Annotated in this window: 21 protein-coding genes; 16 read left to right on the top strand and 5 right to left on the bottom strand. The window is 68.4% G+C overall.

Features of this window, described 5'->3' with window-relative positions:
* Window positions 1-74 precede the first annotated feature (74 nt).
* A complete protein-coding gene (locus tag MFF24_RS13145; RefSeq protein ID WP_238224840.1) occupies window positions 75-752 on the top strand; it encodes an HAD hydrolase-like protein in 678 nt (225 codons plus the stop codon).
* On the opposite strand, the gene MFF24_RS13140 is transcribed toward MFF24_RS13145, so the two are convergent.
* Entirely contained in the window at window positions 746-1243 is a 498-nt protein-coding gene (locus MFF24_RS13140; protein WP_238224839.1) for an outer membrane protein assembly factor BamE, read from the bottom strand. The genes MFF24_RS13145 and MFF24_RS13140 overlap by 7 nt on opposite strands.
* A 158-nt stretch (window positions 1244-1401) precedes the next feature.
* On the opposite strand from MFF24_RS13140, the gene MFF24_RS13135 reads away from it, so the two are divergent.
* From MFF24_RS13135 to MFF24_RS13085, 11 genes are all read left to right on the top strand, one after another.
* On the top strand, window positions 1402-1962 hold the full coding sequence (locus MFF24_RS13135) for a ubiquinol-cytochrome C chaperone family protein (protein ID WP_238224920.1): 561 nt from the start codon (window positions 1402-1404) through the stop codon (window positions 1960-1962).
* The gene (locus MFF24_RS13130; RefSeq protein WP_238224838.1) at window positions 1959-2477 is read left to right on the top strand and encodes a YceD family protein; all 519 of its coding nucleotides are present in this window, start codon (window positions 1959-1961) and stop codon (window positions 2475-2477) included. Before MFF24_RS13135 ends, MFF24_RS13130 begins: the two co-directional genes overlap by 4 nt.
* Window positions 2478-2638: 161 nt before the next feature.
* Window positions 2639-3709 (top strand): phosphate acyltransferase PlsX, encoded by a 1071-nt coding sequence (gene plsX / locus MFF24_RS13125; protein ID WP_238224837.1) that lies wholly within the window; start codon window positions 2639-2641, stop codon window positions 3707-3709.
* 16 nt (window positions 3710-3725) lie between these two features.
* Window positions 3726-4706: a beta-ketoacyl-ACP synthase III gene (locus MFF24_RS13120; RefSeq protein ID WP_238224835.1), complete on the top strand. Its 981-nt coding sequence runs from the start codon at window positions 3726-3728 to the stop codon at window positions 4704-4706.
* 210 nt (window positions 4707-4916) lie between these two features.
* On the top strand, window positions 4917-5243 hold the full coding sequence (locus tag MFF24_RS13115) for an integration host factor subunit alpha (protein ID WP_108939993.1): 327 nt from the start codon (window positions 4917-4919) through the stop codon (window positions 5241-5243).
* Between the two features lie 65 nt (window positions 5244-5308).
* Complete coding sequence (locus MFF24_RS13110; RefSeq protein ID WP_238224919.1) at window positions 5309-5791, top strand: MerR family transcriptional regulator; 483 nt, start codon at window positions 5309-5311, stop codon at window positions 5789-5791.
* 119 nt (window positions 5792-5910) lie between these two features.
* The gene (locus MFF24_RS13105) at window positions 5911-6330 is read left to right on the top strand and encodes a hypothetical protein (RefSeq protein ID WP_238224834.1); all 420 of its coding nucleotides are present in this window, start codon (window positions 5911-5913) and stop codon (window positions 6328-6330) included.
* Between the two features lie 150 nt (window positions 6331-6480).
* Entirely contained in the window at window positions 6481-6954 is a 474-nt protein-coding gene (locus tag MFF24_RS13100; RefSeq protein ID WP_133089448.1) for a 4-aminobutyrate aminotransferase, read from the top strand.
* 261 nt (window positions 6955-7215) lie between these two features.
* Window positions 7216-9168 (top strand): PrkA family serine protein kinase, encoded by a 1953-nt coding sequence (locus tag MFF24_RS13095; RefSeq protein WP_108939996.1) that lies wholly within the window; start codon window positions 7216-7218, stop codon window positions 9166-9168.
* A 90-nt stretch (window positions 9169-9258) separates the two neighbouring features.
* Entirely contained in the window at window positions 9259-10557 is a 1299-nt protein-coding gene (locus MFF24_RS13090) for a YeaH/YhbH family protein (RefSeq protein ID WP_238224833.1), read from the top strand.
* Window positions 10558-10610: 53 nt separating this feature from the next.
* Entirely contained in the window at window positions 10611-12182 is a 1572-nt protein-coding gene (locus tag MFF24_RS13085) for a SpoVR family protein (protein WP_238224832.1), read from the top strand.
* A 173-nt stretch (window positions 12183-12355) separates the two neighbouring features.
* Here MFF24_RS13085 and purN read toward each other — a convergent pair whose 3' ends face one another.
* The 3 genes from purN to MFF24_RS13070 all read right to left on the bottom strand — a co-directional run bounded on the left by purN (window position 12356) and on the right by MFF24_RS13070 (window position 14422).
* Entirely contained in the window at window positions 12356-13015 is a 660-nt protein-coding gene (purN, locus tag MFF24_RS13080) for a phosphoribosylglycinamide formyltransferase (RefSeq protein ID WP_238224830.1), read from the bottom strand.
* On the bottom strand, window positions 13012-14079 hold the full coding sequence (gene purM, locus MFF24_RS13075) for a phosphoribosylformylglycinamidine cyclo-ligase (RefSeq protein WP_238224828.1): 1068 nt from the start codon (window positions 14077-14079) through the stop codon (window positions 13012-13014). The genes purN and purM overlap by 4 nt, the downstream gene beginning before the upstream one ends.
* 106 nt (window positions 14080-14185) lie before the next feature.
* On the bottom strand, window positions 14186-14422 hold the full coding sequence (locus MFF24_RS13070) for a DUF6429 family protein (RefSeq protein ID WP_238224827.1): 237 nt from the start codon (window positions 14420-14422) through the stop codon (window positions 14186-14188).
* Window positions 14423-14554: 132 nt separating this feature from the next.
* On the opposite strand from MFF24_RS13070, the gene MFF24_RS13065 reads away from it, so the two are divergent.
* From MFF24_RS13065 to ppx, 4 genes are all read left to right on the top strand, one after another.
* Entirely contained in the window at window positions 14555-15667 is a 1113-nt protein-coding gene (locus MFF24_RS13065; protein ID WP_238224825.1) for an AI-2E family transporter, read from the top strand.
* A 27-nt stretch (window positions 15668-15694) separates the two neighbouring features.
* Window positions 15695-16465, top strand: a complete 771-nt coding sequence (locus MFF24_RS13060) for a P-loop NTPase family protein (protein ID WP_238224822.1) — start codon at window positions 15695-15697, stop codon at window positions 16463-16465.
* Between the two features lie 152 nt (window positions 16466-16617).
* On the top strand, window positions 16618-18984 hold the full coding sequence (locus MFF24_RS13055) for an RNA degradosome polyphosphate kinase (RefSeq protein WP_108940004.1): 2367 nt from the start codon (window positions 16618-16620) through the stop codon (window positions 18982-18984).
* Window positions 18985-19097: 113 nt separating this feature from the next.
* Window positions 19098-20651: an exopolyphosphatase gene (ppx, locus tag MFF24_RS13050; RefSeq protein WP_238224819.1), complete on the top strand. Its 1554-nt coding sequence runs from the start codon at window positions 19098-19100 to the stop codon at window positions 20649-20651.
* A 217-nt stretch (window positions 20652-20868) separates the two neighbouring features.
* Here ppx and MFF24_RS13045 read toward each other — a convergent pair whose 3' ends face one another.
* Window positions 20869-21168 (bottom strand): hypothetical protein, encoded by a 300-nt coding sequence (locus tag MFF24_RS13045; RefSeq protein ID WP_108940006.1) that lies wholly within the window; start codon window positions 21166-21168, stop codon window positions 20869-20871.
* Window positions 21169-21208: the final 40 nt, after the last annotated feature.

Raw genomic sequence — 21208 nt, 5'->3', positions numbered from 1 at the left:
CGCTCGCACGATCGTCAGGCAAGGCGGCTTCGCGGAAGCGGGGCCGCCTTCGTCCGTCTAGAGGCTGAGATCCCGTGAGCGTCACCACATCGGAGGGGGCCACGGCCGCCGACTACCGCCTTGTCGCCTTCGACTTCGACGGTACCCTCGCCGACACCTTCCCCTGGTTCTGCACCAACCTCAACGATGTGGCGGCGCGCTACCGCTTCCGCCGGGTCGAGGCGGGCGAGACCGAGCGGCTACGCGGCCTGGGCGCGCGGGCGATCCTGAAGGATCTCGGCATTCCCGTCTGGAAGGTGCCCTTGATCGCCCGCCACATGCGCGCGCTCGCGACCCGCGAAGCCGGGCAGGTGCGGCTGTTTCCCGGCGTGCCGGAGATGCTGGCGGAACTCGATGCGGCTGGGATCGCACTCGCCGTCGTCAGCTCTAACAGCGAGGCGAATGTGCGCCGGGCGCTACGGGGGGCGGCCGGGCTGATCCGCCACTTCGATTGCGGCGCCGCGCTGTTCGGCAAGGCGCGCCATCTGCGCGCGGTCGCGCGGACGGCGGGCTTCGACCCCGCTGAGATGCTGGCAGTGGGCGACGAGATTCGCGACGCCGAGGCGGCGGCGCGGGCCGGCTGTGCCTTCGCCGCGGTGGCCTGGGGCTATAACAGCCCCGAGGCTCTGGCCGGCGTGGCGCCGGCCTACCTGTTTGCCGAACCGAGCGATGTGGTGCGGGCCCTCGCAGGCCCGAGCCGACGTGCTTACTGACCGGCGCGGGCGCCGGGGACGACCGAGGTACCGGAGCCGCTGCCGAACGGCTCGTAGCGGGTCAGGCCGCGGAAGAGCTGGCTGATGAAGGCGCGATCGGCGCCGCTGGCCGGGGTCGTGCGCTCGATGAAGTCGAACACGCGCCCGTCCTGCAGGCCGTAGAGCGCCACGCGCTCCACCTTCATGCCGGCGTTGAAGTAGACGGCCGTGACCTTCTGGTCCTCGATCTGCTCGCCGAGGAACATCACCGTGCGGCGGGTGTTCTGGCTGATATAGTACCAGGACTTGTTGCCGACGGTGGAGACGGTCGACGGGGTGCCGAGGATCTGGAGCACCTGTTCGGCGCTCATGCCCGGCTTCACCGTGGCCAGTGCGGCTTGGTCGATCTGATAGCCGTGGCGGATATCCTCGCCGATGCAGCCTGATACGCCGATCGCGACGGAGCCGAAAACGGCCGCGCGGGCAAGCGACGAGACGAGACGGCGCGACATCGGCCCCCCTGATTTCCTGCCAAAAAGGGCCTGCATCCGCGGCGCGTTTCAACTCGCGCGTCTTCGGACTTGCACCCTGGTCCGCGGTTGCCGTACCGCGGGGTTATGGCTTTGACAAGGCAAGCTCGGCCACAGCGCCGGCCCAACCGGTGGAACGTATGATCGCGGGCCTGTTTCGCCGCGCCGACCGGCGCCGCCGCACCGTCCGGGCATTGCATCAGAGGATCGGCGAGGCCGGGCGTCGACCCGGCCTCTACACCGCGCTCGGCGTGCCCGACACGGTGGAGGGCCGGTTCGAGGCCTTGAGCCTGCACGTCATCCTCGTGCTGCGCCGCCTCGGCCAGTTGCCCCCGCCCGCCGCGGACGTGGCGCAGGATCTGGTCGATTCCGTCTTCATGCAGCTCGACGCCTCTTTGCGCGAACTCGGCATCGGCGACATGGGTGTGCCCAAGCGCATCAAGAAGCTCGGCGCCTCGTTCTATGCGCGTGCCGGGGCCTATGGCGCGGCGCTCGATGCTGCCGACCGCGCGGCGCTCGCCGCGGCGCTCGCCCGCAACGTGCTCGACGGCACGGAGGCCGGGGCCGCGGGCCCGCTGGCCGCCTATGTCGAGACCGCCGCGGCGGCACTGGCGGCGCAGGATCTCGACGGCCTGCTGGGGGAGGGGCCGCGCTTCCCCGAGCCCGCGGCCGCGCCCGATGTATCAGGAGACCATCGATGACGCCGAAGCCCGAGGGGCCGCTCTCCCGCTCCGTCAATGTCGAACGCCTGCCCAAGGACCGCGCCGAGATCGTCGTCGAGGCCACGCCCGCGGAATGCGAGGCGCTGGCCCGCGACTTCAAGATCCCGGCGATCCGCGACCTCATCGGCCGCTTCGCCCTGAGCGGCTCGCTCACCCGGCTGCGCGCCGTGGGCCGGGTCGAGGCGGTCGTGACGCAGGTCTGCACGGTGACGCTGGAGCCGTTCGAGGCGAAGGTTTCCGAGCCGATCGAGGTGGAGTTCACCAATGCCGATATCCTAGAGTGCACCGAGGCCGAGGAGGTCGATCTGCCCGATCCGATCGTGAACGGGCGCGTCGATTTCGGCGTGCTGACCGCCGAGTTCCTCGCGCTCGGCCTCGATCCCTATCCGCGCAAGCCCGGCGTCGCCTTCGAGCCGGTCACCGTCGGCGAGGATCCGCTGCCGTTCTCCGATCTGGCCGCATTGCGGGCCAAGCTCGGCCAAAGCAGCGAGTGAGCGGTGGGCCTGCCCCTTGGTAGGGGCCGGTACAACGAAAATTGAGATTTTGTTTGCCCGGCGGGGCGCTGCCGCTATTTTGCGCCGCCGATTCCGGGGCCCGTGATGCCCCTTCACGCTCGCTGCCCGCCGGCTCCTCGCCGCGGCGCCCCGAAGGAACCATGTCGAACCGCGTTTGCATCTCGCTCGACGCCATGGGCGGCGACCATGGCCCCACGACCGTCGTGCCCGGTGCGGCGATCGCCCGCGAGCGGCACCCTGAACTTCACTTCATTATGTTCGGCGACGAGGCGGTGGTGCGTCCCCTGGTCGAGGCCGAGCCGCGCCTGAAAGGCGCCGTCGAGATCCGCCACACCACCGTCTCGGTCGCCATGGACGACAAGCCGAGCCAGGCGGTGCGCCAGGGGCGGGGCAAGTCGTCGATGTGGCGGGCGATCCAGGCCGTGCGTGACGGCGAGGCCCAGGCCGCGGTCTCGGCCGGCAATACCGGCGCGCTGATGGCGATGTCGAAGATCTGCCTCAAGACCATGGCCGGCATCGAGCGCCCGGCCATCGCCTGCCTGTGGCCGACGGTGCGCGGCGAGAGCGTGGTGCTCGATGTCGGCGCCACCATCGGCACGGATGCCGAGCATCTGGTCGAGATGGCGGTGATGGGTTCGGCCATGGCCCGCATCGTTCTCGACGTCGAGCGGCCGACCGTGGGCCTGCTCAATGTCGGCACCGAGGAGATGAAGGGCAACGAGGCCGTCAAGGAGGCCGCCCGGCTCCTGCGCGAGTCGGAGCCGGCGAATTTCAGCTATCACGGCTTCGTCGAGGGCACCGATCTCGGCCGCGGCACCACCGACGTGGTGGTGACGGAGGGGTTCACCGGCAACATCGCCCTGAAGACGGCCGAAGGCACCGCCAAGCAGATCGCCTCCTACCTGAAGGCGGCGATGGGGCGGACGCTGTCGGCCAAGATCGGCTACTTGTTCGCCCGCCAGGCCTTCGCGGCGCTGCGCGAGAAAATGAATCCGAGCCGGGCCAATGGCGGCGTCTTCCTCGGGTTGGAAGGCATCGTCATCAAGAGCCACGGTTCGGAGAACGCGCAAGGCTTCGCGGCGGCGGTCGACCTTGCCCACGACATGGCGCGCTACGACCTGATGCGGACGATTCGCGACATGCTGGAACAGACGCCGGCGGTCGCCGCCGGTATGGACGCCGGGCTCGATGCCAGCTTGGCACAGAAGTGAGAAAAGGACGGATCTGATGGCGCATCGGCGCTCCGTCGTGGTCGGCTGCGGGGCGTATCTGCCCGAAACCGTCGTCACGAACACAGACCTCGCCGAGCGCGGGATCGAAACCTCCGACGAATGGATCGTCCAGCGCACCGGCATCCGCCAGCGCCACATCGCGGGTCCCGATGAGACGACGTCGGTGCTCGGCACCCGTGCGGCGCGCGCGGCGCTCGATGATGCCGGGCTTTCGCCCGCCGACATCGACCTCGTGATCTGCGCGACCTCGACGCCCGACCATACCTTCCCCTCGACCGCCACCCAGATCCAGGCGGCCCTCGGGATCGAGGGCGGCTTCGCCTTCGACCTCCAGGCGGTCTGCGCCGGCTTCGTCTACGCGGTGGCCACCGCCGACCGGTACCTCGCGACGGGCGGGGCCAAGCGCGCCCTCGTCGTCGGCGCCGAGACCTTCTCGCGATTGCTCGATTGGGAGGACCGCACCACCTGCGTCCTGTTCGGCGACGGCGCGGGGGCCATCGTGCTGGAGGCCCGCGATGGGGAGGGCACCAACGCCGACCGCGGCGTGCTGTCGAGCTGCCTGCGCTCGGACGGGCGCCACCGGGCCAAGCTCTACGTCGATGGCGGGCCCGGCTCGACCGGTACCACCGGCAAGCTGCGCATGGAGGGCCGCGAGGTATTCCGCTTCGCCGTCGGCTCCGTCACGGACGTGATCGAGGAGGCGTTTCGCGCCTCCGGCACCACCGCCGACGAGCTGTCGTGGTTCGTGCCGCATCAGGCCAACCGGCGGATCATCGAGGCGTCGGCCGACAAGCTCGGCATCGCCCGCGAGAAGGTGGTGCTCACCGTCGATCGCCACGGCAACACTTCGGCCGCCTCGATTCCCCTGGCGCTGGACGCCGCCCGCCGCGACGGGCGTATCCGTGAGGGCGACCTCGTCATGATCGAGGCGATCGGCGGCGGCTTTACCTGGGGTGCCGCGCTCATCCGGTGGTAGCGCGAAGCGTCCCGGACTGGGCCCCAGGTTTTTGTGTCAACCGCAAGGTTCTGTTGACCGTCGTCCCTCTGCCGATTAGCGTGTCCGATCATAGAGATACATGGCGAGATCCCGTTTCGAGGGGCTCGCCCGGCAGGTGAGCGGAGAGAGCCTCCGCACGTCCCGAAAAGGACGGTGCGGTGGCAAAAAACTCGGCCGGAGGGGGAGCGCATGGCAGGCAAGACGGTCACACGCGCGGATTTGAGCGAGGCCGTTTACCAGCAGGTTGGCCTGTCGCGGGCCGAATCGGCTGCCCTGGTCGAAACGGTCCTGGGCGAGATCTGCAACTGCCTGTCCCAGGGCGAGACGGTGAAGCTGTCCTCGTTCGGCTCGTTCGTTGTGCGCTCCAAGGGCAAGCGCATCGGCCGCAACCCGAAGACCGGGGTCGAGGTCGAGATCGAGCCGCGGCAGGTCATGGTGTTCAAGCCCTCGAACGTGCTCAAAGCGCGCATCAACGGCGGCCACGTCAACGGGCTCGACGCGGACGAGGACGAGTGAGCCGGCTGGGCTGTCCCGGCTTGTTGACGCAAGGATCGGTGTGAGGCGCTGCCATGGGACTGCCGATGGGACTGCCGCTGGAATCCCTGTCTCTCGAATCGCCCGCCGACGAGGAGCGCGGCGAGAAGAGCCCCGGCGCCTTCCGCACCATTACCGAGGTATCCGAGGAACTCGGCGTACCCCAGCACGTGCTGCGGTTCTGGGAGAGCCGGTTCAACCAGATCAAGCCGATGAAGCGGGCCGGCGGGCGGCGCTATTACCGGCCCGATGACGTCGATCTTCTCAAGGGCGTGCGCCGGCTGCTCCATGGGCAGGGCTACACCATCCGCGGGGCGCAGCGCGTCCTCAAGGAGAACGGCGTGCGCTTCGTCCAGGCGCTCGGCCGCGGCGAGGTCGAGGTCGGCGCCCCGACCGGTCCCGACCGGGACGAAGACAGCGTCGAGGCTGCCGCTGCGGATCGTCGCGCACTGGAAGGAGCGCTCGCCGAACTGCGGGCCTGCCGGGCCCTGCTCGCGGGCCTCGACGAGGCGGATCACGAGGCCGCCTGACCCTGTTGCAACTTGCTTGTGCGCAAGGCATTGGCCCGCCTCACGGATTTCCGTCCGCTCCCGCGCCGTCGCGCGCAGATATGAGCTGAACTTTACCGGCGGATCGGCGTTGAGGCGCCATGGCTCCCCCTCGCTCCCGGATGTCGCCGACCCAGGAACTCATCGCCCGCGTGATGCGGATCGTGCGCGCTTGCCCGGAAGCGGCCAATGAGGTTCTGGAGTTGATGTTCCTCGTCAGCCAGATCGAAGCCTCGACCACGGTGGACCGCGAGTACCGCGACGCGCGGCGGGTCATCAGCCGGCTGCGGGCGCCGCTCTGGGACATGGGCCCGGCGGACCGGGAAACGCTGCTGAAAGCCGCCGACACCATCCGCCGAGCCTGCGACCTTGCAGACGGGGACATCCCGTCGGTGCCCTTCGCCGATCTCGGCGAACGTGAGCGCGTCGAGAAGGCGCTGACCGATGCGCTGGCGGGGCAGCTCGACGAGGCCCAGATCGCCCTCGTGGCCGGCACGGTCGCCGCTGCGTTGCAGCACTGATCCGTACATCGCGTCCGACAAGATTCGGGCGGACAAGCCTCGACGCGGACCGCCGACCTCCCCACATCCTCGATTGCGCCCTGCGGCGTCGAGGCCGGATCGTCCGGCTGCTCTCCGGCGGGGTGTGAGACGACGCTCAAGGAACCGACGATGGATCTGCCGACCTCTGCCGCGAAGCCGTTTGCGGCCCTGCCCGCTGCCCTCGCCACCGCCCTTGCGGCCTCCTGGCTCGGTCTCGCCGGGCCGGCTCTCGCGCAGACCACCGTGACCAAGAGCGAGACCGTGCCCGCCGGCAAGCAGGCCCGCCTCGTCATCGTGCCGAACCTGAAGAAGGATTGCTCCCTCGGTCCGATGCCCGAGATCAAGGTGGTGACGCCGCCGACCTCCGGCTCGCTCATCACCAAAGCCGGCAAGCTCAAGACCCCGGCCAAGTACCGCTGCCCGAACAAGGATGCCGAGGTCCAGGCGATCTTCTACCAGTCCAACAGCGGCTACACCGGCTCCGACGGCGTCGTGGTCGAGATCAAGAATTCCGACGGCGAGATCGAGAAGCGCGACATCCGCATCACCGTCGACAAGGCCGACAAGCCCAAGGACGACAAGAAGAGCGGCACCGATCTCTGATCCGGAAGGGCGGCTCCGGACGCCGCTACGCTGCGCCGCAGCAATTTCGATCGGTTTCAAGAGCCTCCGGCCGCTGGCCGGGGGCGGGCGCTTCTTATCGGAAGCCGGTTAAGCTTGCGCTAAATCCCGGCCAACTTTGAGTGTGTCCCGTTTCCCACGCAAACCGGCCCTCCTGTGGGCGGTGCGACAAAACCCGCAATGTCGGTTGCGTTCGACCCGAGACAGGATGAAGCTGTCATCAGCCTGATAGGGGGTGTTCGAATGCCGCTGCACTCGACGAACGACCTGTTCCAGAGCTTCGCTCGCGGCTATGAAGCGCGCCGCGACACGGAGATGACGCTCTCCGAATATCTCGAGGCCTGCCGCGACAATCCGCTGATGTACGCCTCGGCCGCCGAGCGCATCCTCGATGCCATCGGTCAGCCGGAGATGGTCGATACGGCCCGCGATTCCCGCCTCGGCCGCGTGTTCATGAACCGCACGATCCGAGTCTACCCGGCCTTCGCCGAGTTCTACGGCATGGAGGAAACGATCGAGCGGATCGTCTCGTTCTTCCGCCACGCCGCGCAGGGGCTGGAGGAGCGCAAGCAGATCCTCTACCTGCTCGGCCCGGTCGGCGGCGGCAAGTCGTCGCTCGCCGAGCGCCTTAAGGCGCTGATGGAGGTCCATCCGATCTACGTGCTCAAGGCCGGCGACGAGGTGTCCCCGGTCTTCGAGAGCCCGCTCGGCCTGTTCGACCCCGAGGCCATGGGCCGGGAGATCGAGGAGCGCTTCGGCATCCCGCGTCGGCGGCTGACCGGCCTGATGAGTCCCTGGGCCCTGAAGCGCCTCGACGAGTTCGACGGCGACATCTCCCGCTTCAAGGTGATCAAGGTGCGGCCCTCGCGCCTGCGCCAGATCGCCATCGCCAAGACCGAGCCGGGCGACGAGAACAATCAGGACATCTCCTCGCTGGTCGGCAAGGTCGATATCCGCCGGCTCGAGACGCTGTCCCAGGCCGATCCCGACGCCTACTCCTACTCCGGCGGCCTCAATCGGGCGAACCAGGGCGTTCTCGAATTCGTCGAGATGTTCAAGGCGCCGATCAAGATGCTGCACCCCCTGCTCACCGCGACGCAGGAGGGCAATTACGTCGGCACCGAGAATATCGGCGCGATCCCGTTCACCGGCGTGATCCTGGCCCACTCGAACGAGGCTGAGTGGCAGTCGTTCAAGACCAACAAGAACAACGAAGCCTTCATCGACCGGATCTACGTCATCAAGGTGCCCTACTGCCTCCGCGTCACGGAGGAGCAGCGCATCTACGACAAGCTGATCTCGAGTTCCGAGCTGTCGCAGGCCGCCTGCGCGCCGGGTACGCTGGAGATGCTGGCCCGGTTCTCGGTTCTCTCGCGGCTTCGCGAGCACGCCAACTCGAACCTGTTCTCGAAGATGCGGGTCTATGACGGCGAGTCGCTGCGTGAGGTCGATCCCCGCGCCCGCTCGATGCAGGAATACAAGGATACCGCCGGCGTCGATGAGGGCATGGACGGGATCTCGACCCGCTTCGCCTTCAAGGTGCTGGCCGCGACCTTCAACCACGACACGACGGAGGTGTCGGCGGACCCCGTCCACCTGATGTACGTGCTGGAACAGGCGATCCGGCGCGAGCAACTGCCGCCGGAGACCGAGAAGCGCTACATCGAGTTCATCAAGACCGAGCTCGCGCCGCGCTACGCCGAGTTCATCGGCCACGAGATCCAGAAGGCCTATCTCGAATCGTATCACGATTACGGGCAGAACCTGTTCGATCGCTACATCGACTACGCCGATGCGTGGATCGAGGATCAGGACTTCAAGGACGCCGAGACCGGCCAGCTCCTCAACCGCGAACTCCTGAACCAGGAGCTGACCAAGATCGAGAAGCCGGCCGGCATCGCCAACCCGAAGGATTTCCGCAACGAGGTGGTGAAGTTTGCGCTCCGCTCTCGGGCGCAGCACGGCGGGCGCAACCCGTCCTGGACCTCCTACGAGAAGCTGCGCGAGGTGATCGAGCGGCGGATGTTCTCCCAGGTCGAGGAACTGCTTCCCGTCATCTCCTTTGGTTCCAAGAAGGACAGCGAGACCGAGAAGAAGCACGGCGAGTTCGTCGACCGCATGACCGACCGGGGCTACACCGAGCGGCAGGTTCGGCGACTCGTGGAATGGTACATGCGTGTGAAGCAGGCGGGCTGAGGCGGGCCTTCGGCCCGCCGGCATCCGCCGCAACTCCCGCACCTTTGTCCCTCGACCAGGGACGTGAGACCAGGCGCTGAGCGACCCCGGATGCACATCGTCGATCGACGGCTCAATCCAGGCGGAAAGAGCCTCCCCAACCGCCAGCGCTTCCTGCGCCGGGTCAAGGACGTCGCCCAGCGGGCGGTGCGCGAATCCGCCCGCGAGAAGGACATCAAGGATCTCGGCAAGGACGGGCGCATCTCCGTGCCGGGCGACGGGGTGCGCGAGCCGCGCTTCTCCCGTCAGCCAGGCACGGGGCACCAAGACTACATCCTGCCCGGCAACAAGACCTACGTGGAGGGCGACCGCATCGAGCGCCCGCCGGGCGGCGGGGGTGGAGGCGGCTCCGGGGAAGGCGGCGAGGGAGGCGAGAACAGCGAGGACGCCTTCCACTTCGTCCTGACGCGGGAGGAATTCCTCGACCTCTTCCTCGAAGACCTCGAACTGCCCGACCTCGCCAAGCGCCGCCTCGCCGTCGTCGAGACCGAGGGGCTGCGCCGGGCCGGCTACACCGTCTCGGGCTCGCCGGCGAACCTCGCCCTGTCGCGCACCCTGCGCAACTCGATGTCCCGGCGCATCGCCCTCAAGCGGCCGAAGCTGGAAGAGGTGGCGGCCCTTGAGGCGGAAATCGCCGCGGCCGAGGCCGCGAACGATCCGCGCCTGCCCGACCTGCAAACCAAGCTGTTCGGTTTGCGCGAGCGCGCCAAGCGCATCCCCTACGTCGATCCGATCGACCTGCGCTTCCGCCGCTTCGAGCCCTATCCGAAGCCGATCGCCCAGGCCGTGATGTTCTGCCTGATGGACGTCTCGGGCTCGATGACCGAGCACATGAAGGATCTGGCCAAGCGGTTCTACATCCTGCTGCACATCTTCCTGACGCGCCGCTACAAGCACGTCGAGATCGTCTTCATCCGCCACACCGACAAGGCGACGGAGGTGGACGAGGAGACGTTCTTCGGCTCCCGCGAGACCGGCGGCACGCTGGTCTCCTCCGCGCTGGTCGAGATGAAGCGCATCGTCACCGAGCGCTACTCGCCCGACGACTGGAACATCTACGCGGCGCAGGCCTCGGACGGCGACAACGTCTCCTCCGACGGGCCGACCTCGACGGAGTTGCTGCGCGCGCACATCCTGCCGGCTTGCCAGCACTTCGCCTATCTCGAAGTCGGCGACGAGAACGGCCCGCGTGCCGGCTTCGTCGAGCACCGCACCACCCTGTGGCGGACCTACGAGGCTTTGGCCAAGGCCGGCGAGCCGCTCGCCATGCGCAAGGTAAACCACCGCCGCGACATCTACCCCGTGTTTCGCGAGCTGTTCGGCCGCAAGGACGCGCGGGCGGAGGCATAGCGATAGGCCGCTCCGCGAGGAGAGGCGAGACAGCGTCGAAGAGAAGGGCCGACATGGTCGCGAGCCTGAGCCGCACGAAGTCCACCGCCCCGAAGCCGGGCGAGCTGCTGTTTTCCGGCAACGATTGGGACTTCGAGACGATCCGGCGCATCCACGACGCCTGCGAGGCGGTGGCCGGGCCGGAACTCGGCCTGTCGTGGTACCCGAACCAGATCGAGATCATTACCGCCGAGCAAATGCTCGACGCCTATGCCTCGATCGGCATGCCGCTGTTCTACAAGCACTGGTCCTTCGGCAAGCACTTTGCGCAGCAGGAAGCGAGCTACCGCCGCGGCTTGATGGGGCTCGCCTACGAAATCGTCATCAACTCCGATCCGTGCATCTCCTACGTCATGGAGGAGAACACGGCGACGATGCAGACGCTCGTCATCGCTCACGCCGCCTTCGGGCATAACCACTTCTTCAAGAACAACTATCTGTTCCGCCAGTGGACCGATGCCGAGGGCATCCTCGACTATCTCGACTTCGCCAAGGGCTACATCGCCCGCTGCGAGGAGCGCTACGGGCATCAGGCGGTCGAGCACGTGCTCGACGCCGCCCACGCGCTCATGAGCCAGGGCGTCCACCGCTACCCGCGCAAGAAGCGGCCGGATCTGGCGAGCGAGCAGCGGCGCGAGCGCGAGCGCGAGGAGCACGGCGAGCAGATCTACAACGACCTCTGGCGGACGCTTCCGACCAAGGCCGGCGGTCAGAAGGGCGACCCGGCACTGGAGCGGCGCCGGGCGCTGCTCGAACTGCCGCAGGAGAACATCCTCTACTTCCTGGAGAAGGTGGCGCCGCGCCTGCGGCCCTGGCAGCGCGAGATCCTTCGGATCGTCCGGCTCGTGGCGCAGTACTTCTACCCGCAGCGCCAGACCAAGGTGATGAACGAGGGCTGCGCCACCTACTGCCACTACCGGATCATGAACGCACTCTCGCAGAAGGGGCAGCTCAGCGAGGCGGCCTATCTCGAGTTCCTGACCTCGCACACCAACGTCATTCGCCAGCCGACCTTCGACGACCGCTCGTTTGGCGGCCACAATCCCTACGCGCTCGGATTCGCGATGATGCAGGACATCGCCCGTATCGTGGAGCAGCCGAGCCAAGAGGATCGCGAGTGGTTCCCCGACATTGCCGGCCGCGGGGACGCCATGGGGGTGCTGCGCGACTGCTGGGAGAACTACCGCGACGAGAGTTTCATCGCGCAGTTCCTGAGCCCGAAATTGATGCGCGACATGCGCCTGTTCCACGTGGTGGACGATCCCGACGAGCCGGAGATGCGGGTCGAGGCGATCCACGACGAGCGCGGCTACCGCAAGATGCGCCGCTCCTTCGCCCGGCAGTACGACGTGGCGTGGCTCGACCCCGATATCGAGGTGGTGGACGTCGATCTGGAGGGCGACCGCCGGCTCATCCTCCATCACAAGGCGCTCAACCGCATCACCCTGCAGCGGGAGGACGCCCGGCGGGTGCTTCAGCACCTCGCCGATCTGTGGGGCTACGACGCGGTGCTCAAGGAGGTCGATCCGGTGACCGGCGCGGTGCTGGTCGAGCATTCTGCGAGCGCGCGGCCGATCTTTTTCTGATCCTTTTTGCTGTTCTCGGCCGAAGGCGACGTGCCCGCTCCCGTCTTTGCGAGGCGAAGCCGAAGCAATCCAGTGCGCTGCCTCGTCCGGAAAGATCGCGCCGCTGGATCGCTTCGCTGACGCTCGCAATGACGAAGAGAGATTCGAAATCGAGAGCGGTCAGCTGAAACCGGTCAGAGCGAGAGGATCGCGGCCCCCGCGTCGCGCGCCCGCGCCGTGAAGCGCACCCGGCTTCCTTCCAGCACGGCGCCGCCGCCCGCGATCACGGCGAGCGCCGCCGGGTAGAGCCGGTGCTCCTGCACGATCACCCGGGCTGAAAGCGTGTCGGCATCGTCGTCCGGCAGCACCGGCACGGCGGCCTGGGCCACGATCGGCCCGGCATCAAGCTCCGGCACGACGTAGTGCACGGTGCAGCCGTGGAGGCGCACGCCGGCTTCCAGCGCGCGCTCGTGGGTGTGCGTGCCCTTGAACAGCGGCAGCAGCGAGGGGTGAATGTTGATCATCCGGCCCGCCCACGCCTCCACGAAGGCGTCGGTGAGGATGCGCATGAAGCCGGCCAGCACGATCAGCTCGATGCCCGCCCCTTCCAGTTCCGCCTGAAGCGCGGCGTCGAAGCCGGCGCGATCGGAAAATGCCTTGTGGTCGATGGCGCGCGCCGGGATGCCCGCCGTCCGCGCGCGGTCGAGGCCGGCGGCGTCGGGGCGGTTCGAGAGCACGAGCACGATCTCGGCCGGATAGTCTGGCGCGCGCGCCGCCTCGATCAGCGAGACCATGTTCGAGCCGCGGCCCGAGATCAGGATCGCGACGCGCTTTTTTCGGGTCGAAGCGCTCACAGCGCCAACTGCCCCGTGAACGTCACCGGCTCCGCGCCGCGCTCGGTGATGTGCCCGAGCCGGACCGGTGCCTCGCCGGCTTCGGTCAGGGCATCGGCCACGGCGTCGGCCGCGTCGGCGGCGGCGACCACCACCATGCCGATGCCGCAGTTGAAGGTGCGCAGCATCTCCGCTTCCGCGACGCCGCCCTCGCGCGCCAGCCAGCCGAAGACCGGCGGCACGGCGATCGCCGACAGATCGACATTGATGCCGACGCCGTCGGGCAGGACACGGGGGAGGTTGTCGGGGAAGCCGCCGCCGGTGATATGCGCGAGCGCCTTGATGCCGCCGGCCCGCTTCAGGGCGGCGAGCAGCGGCTTCACGTAGATCCGGGTCGGCTCCAGCAGCGCCTCGCCCAAGGTCCGGCCCGGCGCGAAGGGGGCATCGGCGTCGTAGCCAAGCCCGGTCTTGGCCACGATCCGCCGCACTAGCGAGAAGCCGTTCGAGTGGACGCCCGAGGAGGGCAGGCCGAGAACGACGTCGCCGGGCAGGATGCCGGGGCGCGGCAGCAGCGTGCCGCGCTCGGCCGCGCCCACCGAGAAGCCGGCGAGATCGTAGTCGGAACCGTCATAGAGGCCCGGCATCTCGGCGGTCTCGCCGCCGATCAGGGCGCAGCCGGCCTGCCGGCAGCCCTCGGCGATGCCGCGCACGATGTCGGCGCCGACGCCCGGCACGAGCTTTCCGGTGGCGTAGTAATCGAGGAAGAACAGCGGCTCGGCACCCTGCACGATGATGTCGTTGACGCACATCGCCACGAGGTCGATGCCGATCGTGTGGTGGCGCCCAGTCTCGATGGCGATCTTTACCTTGGTGCCGACGCCGTCATTGGCCGCGACCAGGATCGCGTCCTTGAAGCCCGCCGCCTTGAGGTCGAACAGCCCGCCGAAGCCGCCGATCTCGGCATCCGCGCCCGGCCGGCGCGTGGCGCGCACCAGCGGCTTGATCGTCTCGACGAGCGCGTTGCCCGCGTCGATGTCGACGCCGGCCTGCGCGTAGGTGAGCCCGTTTCCGTCCTGCGCCGTCATCGCCGCCCCGTCGTCCGGTAATCGCTGATCATGCCAAAACCCGCTGCCACATCGCGGCGCGATTGGCCACCGTCACCGGCGCCGGGTGGCATGTTCGGGCACAGCATCATTCTCCGCCGCGGGCGAAAAGCGCCTCGAACAGGGCCTCCGAGCGGTCCAGACCCTCCGGCGTGAGCTGGACCGACCGCGCCGTGTTGACGGGATCGAAGATCAGGCCCTTGGCGTGGAGGCGGCCCAGCGCGTCCCAGGAATGCTCCTTCCAGGCCCGATCACCGTCGTGCAGCGTGAGCCGAAGCAGGGCCAGAACCGCGGCGTCGATCCGGTCGGTATCCTCGGTGTCCATGGCGTCATCTCCTCGTCGAGGTCGATGGGCTATCGAACGCCGCCGCGCGGCTCGCGGCAAGGTCCGCCTTGACCGGGGCGGCCGCGCTTCCCACTGTCCGCGCCGAACGGATTCACAGGGGACGGGCGCGCGATGCGTGGGCGGGCAATCATCGGGCTCTCGATCCTCGCGGTCGTCGTCTTCCTGCTCTACGAACTGCGCGAGGTGATGCTGCCCTTCGTGGCGGGACTGGCGCTCGCCTACCTGCTCGACCCGCTCGCCGACCGGCTGGAGCGGCTCGGTCTCGGGCGGCTCACCGCCACCCTGCTGATCCTGTCGGGCTTCGTCGTCGGTCTCGTGGTGGTGCTCATCATCGTGGTGCCCCTGGCCGCCAGCCAGATCGCCTCCCTCGTCAATTCCCTGCCGACCATGGTCGGGCGTCTGCAGAGCATTCTGGTCGAACGGGCAGGCCCGCTCCTGCAGCGCGTCGGCGGAAGCGAGGTCGTGAACGAGCTGCAATCCTCCGTCGGTACGCTGGTGGGGCAGGGCGGGGCGTGGTTCCTGGCCTTCCTCAAGTCGCTCTGGACCGGGAGCCAGGCGCTGGTCTCCATCGCCTCGCTGCTGGTCGTGACCCCCGTCGTCGCCTTCTACGTGCTGCACGACTGGGACCGGATGATCGCCGCCCTCGATGGCTGGGTGCCGCCGCGCCACCGCCCGACTGCGCGCCGCCTCGCGGGCGAGATCGACGGCGCGGTGACCGGCTTCGTGCGCGGGCAGAGCCTCGTCTGCCTCATCCTCGGCTCGTTCTACGCGGTCGGCCTGTTCTTCGTCGGACTGAACTTCGGCGTGCTGATCGGGATGATCTCGGGGTTTCTCACCTTCATCCCCTATGTCGGCACGCTCACCGGCTTCATGCTCTCCGTCGGCGTCGCCCTGGTGCAGTGGTGGCCCTCGGGCGACTGGTTGCATATCGGGCTGACCGTCGGCGTGTTCCTCGTCGGGCAGTTCCTCGAAGGCAACGTGATCTCGCCCAAGCTCGTGGGTGATTCGGTCGGCCTCCACCCGGTTTGGCTGATGTTCGCGCTGCTGGCCTTCGGCTCGCTGTTCGGCTTCCTCGGGCTGCTGCTCGCCGTGCCGGTCGCCGCCTCCATCGGCGTCGTCGTGCGCTTCGGCATCGAGCGGTATCTCGAGAGCAAGATCTACCGAGGCGATGGACCGGTGCTGATCGGGGATTCCGGGAGCCCCTCGCTCCCCACCCGCGATTGATGGCGTGAAGCGGTGTAGGGTGTCGCCATGCGCGACAACGCCCCCCCGAAGCAGCTCGCCTTCGACCTGCCGCTCGACCCGCGCTACGGCGCCGAGGATTTTCTGGTCAGCCCCTCGAATGAGGAGGCCTATGCCCTGATCGAGGCCTGGCCCGATTGGCCGGACACCGTGTTCCTGCTGCGCGGCCCGCCCGGCAGCGGCAAGAGCCATCTCGCCTCGATCTGGGCGACGCGGGCACAGGCCTGGACCGTCACCGCCGCGGACGTTTCGATGGAGCAGGTGTCCCACCTTATCTCCAACGGCGCCCTCGTGATCGAGGATGTGGACCGCGAGGCCGGCCGCGACGAGGCGGCCCTGTTCCACCTGCTCAACCTCGCGCGCGAGCGGCGCTTTCCCGTGCTGCTTACGGCCTGCGGCTCGGTGGACGGCTTCGACCTGCGGGTTGCCGATCTGCGCTCGCGGCTGCGGCTCGCGCCCGGCGCCGAGATCGGCCCGCCGGACGATGCCCTCCTCAAGGCGGTCATCGTCAAGCTGTTCGCCGACCGGCAACTCGGGATCGACACCTCGGTGGTCGATGCCCTGGCCTTGCGCATCGACCGCTCGCTCGCCCGTGTCCGCGAGGTCGTGGCCGAGCTCGACCGCGATGCGCTCGGCCGCCGCCGCCGCATCACCCGTCCGCTGGCGCTCGCCGTCCTCGACCGGATGGAGGCCGCCGGGAGGGGTGAGGCGTCCGACGAGGAGGCGGAGGAAGACAGGGACGAGGAGGGCGAGGCCGGCACCGATTCAGGAGCGTCGTGAACCGCCGGGCGTTGTCATGAAACCGTCAAACAGGTCCGGTCGCCCCGTGCTAGAGCGCTTGCCGATGAAGCGGATGCCGGTTCATTGAAAGTGTGCGCGTGACCACGAGAACCTTGAGCCGGGCCGGATTGAAGCGGAAGGGAGCCAGCGCGTTGTCGGAAGTGGAGTCGGATGCCGTCGCCCGGGACGCGGAGACGACCGAGGCCGAGGAGACGAGTCTTGCCACCGAGCGGGGCGTGCGCAGCGAATCCGCCCGCGCCCGCACCGCCCGCGCCGCCCGCATCCTCGCCGCGGAGAAGGCCGCCGAGAAGCCGGCCGAGCCGGATGCGGAGCGGGAGGGTGCTGCGGCCGAGGCCGCCCGCGAGCCGGTGCTGGAGGCCGGCCGCTCGCTGCGGCACTCGCCCGAGCGCTTCGTGAACCGCGAATTGTCCTGGCTCCAGTTCAACCGCCGGGTGCTGGAGGAATCCGCCAACCCGAACCACCCGCTTCTGGAGCAGCTGCGCTTCCTCTCAATCTCGGCCAACAATCTGGACGAGTTCTTCATGGTGCGCGTCGCCGGCCTGCACGATCAGGTCCGCGCCGGCCTCGTCGTGCCCTCGCAGGACGGCCTGACCCCCGCGGAGCAATTGTCGCGCATCGGCAACGAGGTCTCGCGGCTGGCGCTGGACCAGCAGGAGCGCTGGCGGGCGCTGCGGGAGGAGCTGAACGCCAACGGCATCCACCTCGCCGAGCCGGCCGAACTCTCGGACGAGCATCTCGCGTGGCTCGACGACTATTTCCTGTCCTACATCTTCCCGGTGCTCACGCCGCTTGCCATCGACCCGGCGCACCCCTTCCCGTTCATCCCCAATCTCGGCTTCACCGTCGCGCTGATGATGGTGCGGCCCCGCGACGGCCGCACCCTGCGCGCGCTGATCCGCCTGCCCTCCCTGCTCGACCGCTTCGTGCGCCTGCCCGACGTCGCCGGCGATGGCACCGCCCGCTTCATCGCCATCGAGCAGGTCATCGCCAAATACGCGAGCCGCCTCTTCCCCGGCTACTCGCTCAAAGGGCAGGGCGCCTTCCGCGTCGTGCGCGATTCCGACCTCGAGATCGAGGAGGAGGCGGAAGACCTCGTCCTGCACTTCGAATCGGCGATCAAGCGCCGCCGCCGCGGCGTCGTCATTCGCCTGGAGATCGAGGCGGGCATGACGGAGGAGCTGCGCGCCTTCGTTGCCGACGAGCTGGAGATCGCGCCCGATTCGATCTTCGTGGTCGAGGGCATGCTGGCGCTCAACGAGCTGTCGCAGATCGTCGGGATCGACCGGCCCGACCTCAAGTTCAAGCCCTACAATCCGCGCTTCCCCGAGCGCATCCGCGAATCGGGCGGCGACGTCTTCGCCGCGATCCGGCAGAAGGATTTCATCGTCCACCACCCCTACGAGTCCTTCGACTCGGTGGTGCAGTTCCTGGCCCAGGCCGCCCGCGACCCGAACGTGGTGGCGATCAAGCAGACGCTCTACCGCACCTCCTCCAACTCCCCGATCGTCGCCGCGTTGGCCGAGGCTGCGGAGGCCGGCAAGTCGGTGACAGCACTCGTCGAGCTGAAGGCCCGGTTTGACGAGGAGGCCAATATCCGCTGGGCGCGCAACCTCGAGAAGGCGGGCGCGCAGGTGGTGTTCGGCTTCGTCGAGCTGAAGACCCACGCCAAGCTGTCGATGGTGGTGCGCCGCGAGGGCGACCGCCTCGTCACCTACTGCCATGTCGGCACCGGCAACTATCACCCGATCACCGCGCGCATCTACACCGACCTGTCCTTCTTCACCGCCGACCCGGCCATCGCCCGGGACGTCTCGCGCATCTTCAACTTCATCACCGGCTACGCCGAGCCGGCGGAACTGGAGCGCATGGCGGTGTCGCCGCTGACCCTGAAGCCGCGCCTCTTGCAGCATATCGAGGAGGAGATCGCCCACGCCCGGGCCGGTCGCCCGGCGGCGATCTGGATCAAGTGCAACTCGCTGGTCGATGCCCAGATCATCGATGCGCTCTACGACGCGAGCCAGGAGGGCGTGCAGATCGACTGCATCGTGCGCGGCATCTGCTGCCTGCGGCCGGGCATTCCGGGCCTGTCCGACACGATCCGGGTCAAATCGATCGTCGGGCGCTTCCTCGAACACGAGCGCGTCTACGCCTTCGGCAACGGCGCCGGGCTGCCGCATCCGAAGGCCACCGTCTACATCTCCTCAGCCGACCTGATGCAGCGCAACCTCGATCGGCGTGTCGAGGCGCTGCTTCCGATCACCAACCCGACTGTGCATCAGCAGGTGCTCGACCAGATCATGCTGGCCAACCTCCTCGACAACCGGCAGAGCTGGCGTGTACTGGCATCAGGTGCCAGTGAGCGGATCAGCCCCGCGGAGGGGGAGGAACCGTTCAACGCGCACAAGTACTTCATGACGAATCCGAGCCTGTCCGGGCGCGGCAAGTCATCGAAGAAGTCGAGCCCGCGGGCGCTCAGCCGCCGCGCCCAGCGGTCCTGACCACGGCTTGCGCCGGGCCGGTATCCGGCCCGGTCCTATTGTGAGTGTTCGGCCGGTTTCCGGCCCGGCACCATCGTGCTCTCATCCGGGGGCACCTCCCTGAGAGGGGCTGCATGGGTCCGACACGTCCTCACCTGACGCTCGCCCACTCTGCCGAATGGCCGGCCCCGATGATGACTGGCATGACGTTCGAACCTGTCGCGATCATCGATATCGGCTCGAACTCGGTACGGCTCGTCGCCTATGACGGGCTCCAACGCGCCTCGACGCCGCTCTACAACGAGAAGGTCCTGTGCGGTCTCGGCCGCAGCGTCTTCTCCACCGGCCGCCTCAACGAGGATTCGGTGCAGCGGGCGCTCACCGCGCTTCGCCGCTTCCGCGTCCTGTGCGACACGATGCGGGTCTCGCGCATCTTCGTCCTGGCCACCGCCGCCGCGCGGGATGCCGCCAACGGGCCGGCGTTCCTTGAGGCGGCGCGCGAGGCGCTCGGCCAGGAGATCCAGCTTCTGTCCGGCCGGCGCGAGGCGGAGCTGTCGGCGCTCGGCGTCGTCTCCGGCTTCTACGCCCCCGACGGCGTGGTCGGCGATCTCGGCGGCGGCTCGCTCGAACTCGTGGACGTCAACGGCACCACGGTCGGCCAGGGCGTGACCATGCCGCTCGGCGGGCTGGCGCTCCAGGATCTCTCGGAAGGCTCACTCAAGAAGGCGCGCAAGATCGCCCGCGAGCATCTGAAGAAGGCCGAGCCGCAGCTCGACACCCTTCGCGGGCGCACCTTCTACGCGGTCGGCGGTACATGGCGGGCGCTCGCCCGCCTGCACCAAGCGGCCCGCGACTATCCGCTTCACGTCATGCACGGCTACGCGGTCGAGCCGTCGGACGAGTTGAGCTTCCTCGAAATGGTCGAGGCGAGCGACGCCGCCACCCTGCAGGAGGTCGAGACGATCTCCGAGGCGCGCCGGCCGCTGCTCGCCTTCGGCGCCGTGGTGCTCGAAGAGATCATCCGTCTGGGCCGGCCCCGCGAGATCGCGATCTCCGCCTTCGGGGTGCGCGAGGGCCTGCTGTTCGAACAGCTCGACCGCGAGACGCGCCTCACCGATCCGCTGATCGCCTCGGCCCAGGAGCTGAACCTGCAGCGCGCCCGCTCCCCCGGCCACGGCGAGGAGTTGCGCGACTGGACCGACCACTTCATCACCAGCCTCGACGGCCCGGAGACCGCGGGCGAGCGCCGCTTGCGCCACGCGGCCTGCCTGCTCTCGGATATCGGCTGGCGAGCCCATCCCGATTACCGCGGCGAGCAGAGCCTCAACGTGCTCGCCAACGCCGCCTTCGCCGGCATCGACCATCCCGGGCGCGCCTATCTCGCGCTGTCGAGTTATTTCCGCCACGAGGGCGTGGCTCCGGAGAAGGCGAGCCCGACCCTGCGCATGCTCGCCGGTCCGCGCCTGTTCGACCGCGCCCGCCTCGTCGGCGCCCTGATGCGCGTCGCCTTCCCGGTCTCGGCCGGCATGGCCGGTCCGCTCAAGCGGATGCCGGTGGCGGTAGAGGACGGCAAGGTGGTGCTGCGCCTGCCCGCCGACTGGGCTGATCTCAACGGCGAGCGACTGCTGAGCCGCGTGCGCGGGCTGGGCCGGGTCGTCGGCCTCGACGGACGGGTCGAGGTCGCCTGAGTTCTTGTGAGATGCCGGCGAAGAGACCGGCTCCCTCCGGTTTCCCAGAATCCGCCCCATCCTCAGGGACGTCCTCGGGGAGGATCGACGAGGCCGGTCAGGCCTCTCGCTCCGATCCCGGCTGCATCCGTCCGAGCTGCGCTGGGCGAAGCTGCGCCCTGCGCTTCATCGGAGGGATCGCGTGACGCCGGAGGGCGCCGGACGCATCGAGGCCGTATCAGCCCGACAGGCGGGTGTGGGCGATCGCGATCTCGCGCTCGGCATCGGCCGCCAGATAAGCGAGGCGTGCCCCGTCGAGATTGGCGTCGGCGAGGCGCTGGCGCAGGTCGGCCTCGTACTTCTTCTCCTCGGCACGCCGCGGCGGCGGCAGCAGGCGCAGCAGCATCGGGCTGGCGATCTCACTGCGAACGAGGCCGCGGTGGTTGGCCAGCCGCCGCAGGCTGTTGGCGAGGTCTTCCAGCTTTGATTCCGGCAGGTACTGGCGAGCGGAAACGCGGGCTCTACCGGAATGAGACATTGTGCAACCTTTCTGAGACAAAGCGCAAAATGGTTGCATG

Source organism: Methylorubrum aminovorans (assembly GCF_022179725.1).
In the GTDB taxonomy this organism is placed as follows: Bacteria; Pseudomonadota; Alphaproteobacteria; order Rhizobiales; family Beijerinckiaceae; genus Methylobacterium; species Methylobacterium aminovorans.
The sequence above is the reverse complement of the archived record's forward strand: the minus strand, read 5'-3'. Positions and strand labels throughout refer to the sequence as shown.

What these genes read in the sequence shown, in the direction of transcription:
- MFF24_RS13110 (WP_238224919.1), top strand. Translation starts at nt 5,309, where the DNA reads ATGGGACTGCCGCTGGAATCCCTGTCTCTCGAATCGCCCGCCGACGAG.
- MFF24_RS13090 (WP_238224833.1), top strand. Translation starts at nt 9,259, where the DNA reads ATGCACATCGTCGATCGACGGCTCAATCCAGGCGGAAAGAGCCTCCCC.
- MFF24_RS13140 (WP_238224839.1), bottom strand. Translation starts at nt 1,243, where the DNA reads ATGTCGCGCCGTCTCGTCTCGTCGCTTGCCCGCGCGGCCGTTTTCGGC.
- MFF24_RS13045 (WP_108940006.1), bottom strand. Translation starts at nt 21,168, where the DNA reads ATGTCTCATTCCGGTAGAGCCCGCGTTTCCGCTCGCCAGTACCTGCCG.
- purM (WP_238224828.1), bottom strand. Translation starts at nt 14,079, where the DNA reads ATGACGGCGCAGGACGGAAACGGGCTCACCTACGCGCAGGCCGGCGTC.
- ppx (WP_238224819.1), top strand. Translation starts at nt 19,098, where the DNA reads ATGGGTCCGACACGTCCTCACCTGACGCTCGCCCACTCTGCCGAATGG.
- MFF24_RS13085 (WP_238224832.1), top strand. Translation starts at nt 10,611, where the DNA reads ATGGTCGCGAGCCTGAGCCGCACGAAGTCCACCGCCCCGAAGCCGGGC.
- MFF24_RS13115 (WP_108939993.1), top strand. Translation starts at nt 4,917, where the DNA reads ATGGCAGGCAAGACGGTCACACGCGCGGATTTGAGCGAGGCCGTTTAC.
- MFF24_RS13105 (WP_238224834.1), top strand. Translation starts at nt 5,911, where the DNA reads ATGGCTCCCCCTCGCTCCCGGATGTCGCCGACCCAGGAACTCATCGCC.
- MFF24_RS13130 (WP_238224838.1), top strand. Translation starts at nt 1,959, where the DNA reads ATGACGCCGAAGCCCGAGGGGCCGCTCTCCCGCTCCGTCAATGTCGAA.
- MFF24_RS13135 (WP_238224920.1), top strand. Translation starts at nt 1,402, where the DNA reads ATGATCGCGGGCCTGTTTCGCCGCGCCGACCGGCGCCGCCGCACCGTC.
- MFF24_RS13100 (WP_133089448.1), top strand. Translation starts at nt 6,481, where the DNA reads ATGGATCTGCCGACCTCTGCCGCGAAGCCGTTTGCGGCCCTGCCCGCT.
- MFF24_RS13060 (WP_238224822.1), top strand. Translation starts at nt 15,695, where the DNA reads ATGCGCGACAACGCCCCCCCGAAGCAGCTCGCCTTCGACCTGCCGCTC.
- MFF24_RS13120 (WP_238224835.1), top strand. Translation starts at nt 3,726, where the DNA reads ATGGCGCATCGGCGCTCCGTCGTGGTCGGCTGCGGGGCGTATCTGCCC.
- plsX (WP_238224837.1), top strand. Translation starts at nt 2,639, where the DNA reads ATGTCGAACCGCGTTTGCATCTCGCTCGACGCCATGGGCGGCGACCAT.
- MFF24_RS13070 (WP_238224827.1), bottom strand. Translation starts at nt 14,422, where the DNA reads ATGGACACCGAGGATACCGACCGGATCGACGCCGCGGTTCTGGCCCTG.
- MFF24_RS13095 (WP_108939996.1), top strand. Translation starts at nt 7,216, where the DNA reads ATGCCGCTGCACTCGACGAACGACCTGTTCCAGAGCTTCGCTCGCGGC.
- MFF24_RS13065 (WP_238224825.1), top strand. Translation starts at nt 14,555, where the DNA reads ATGCGTGGGCGGGCAATCATCGGGCTCTCGATCCTCGCGGTCGTCGTC.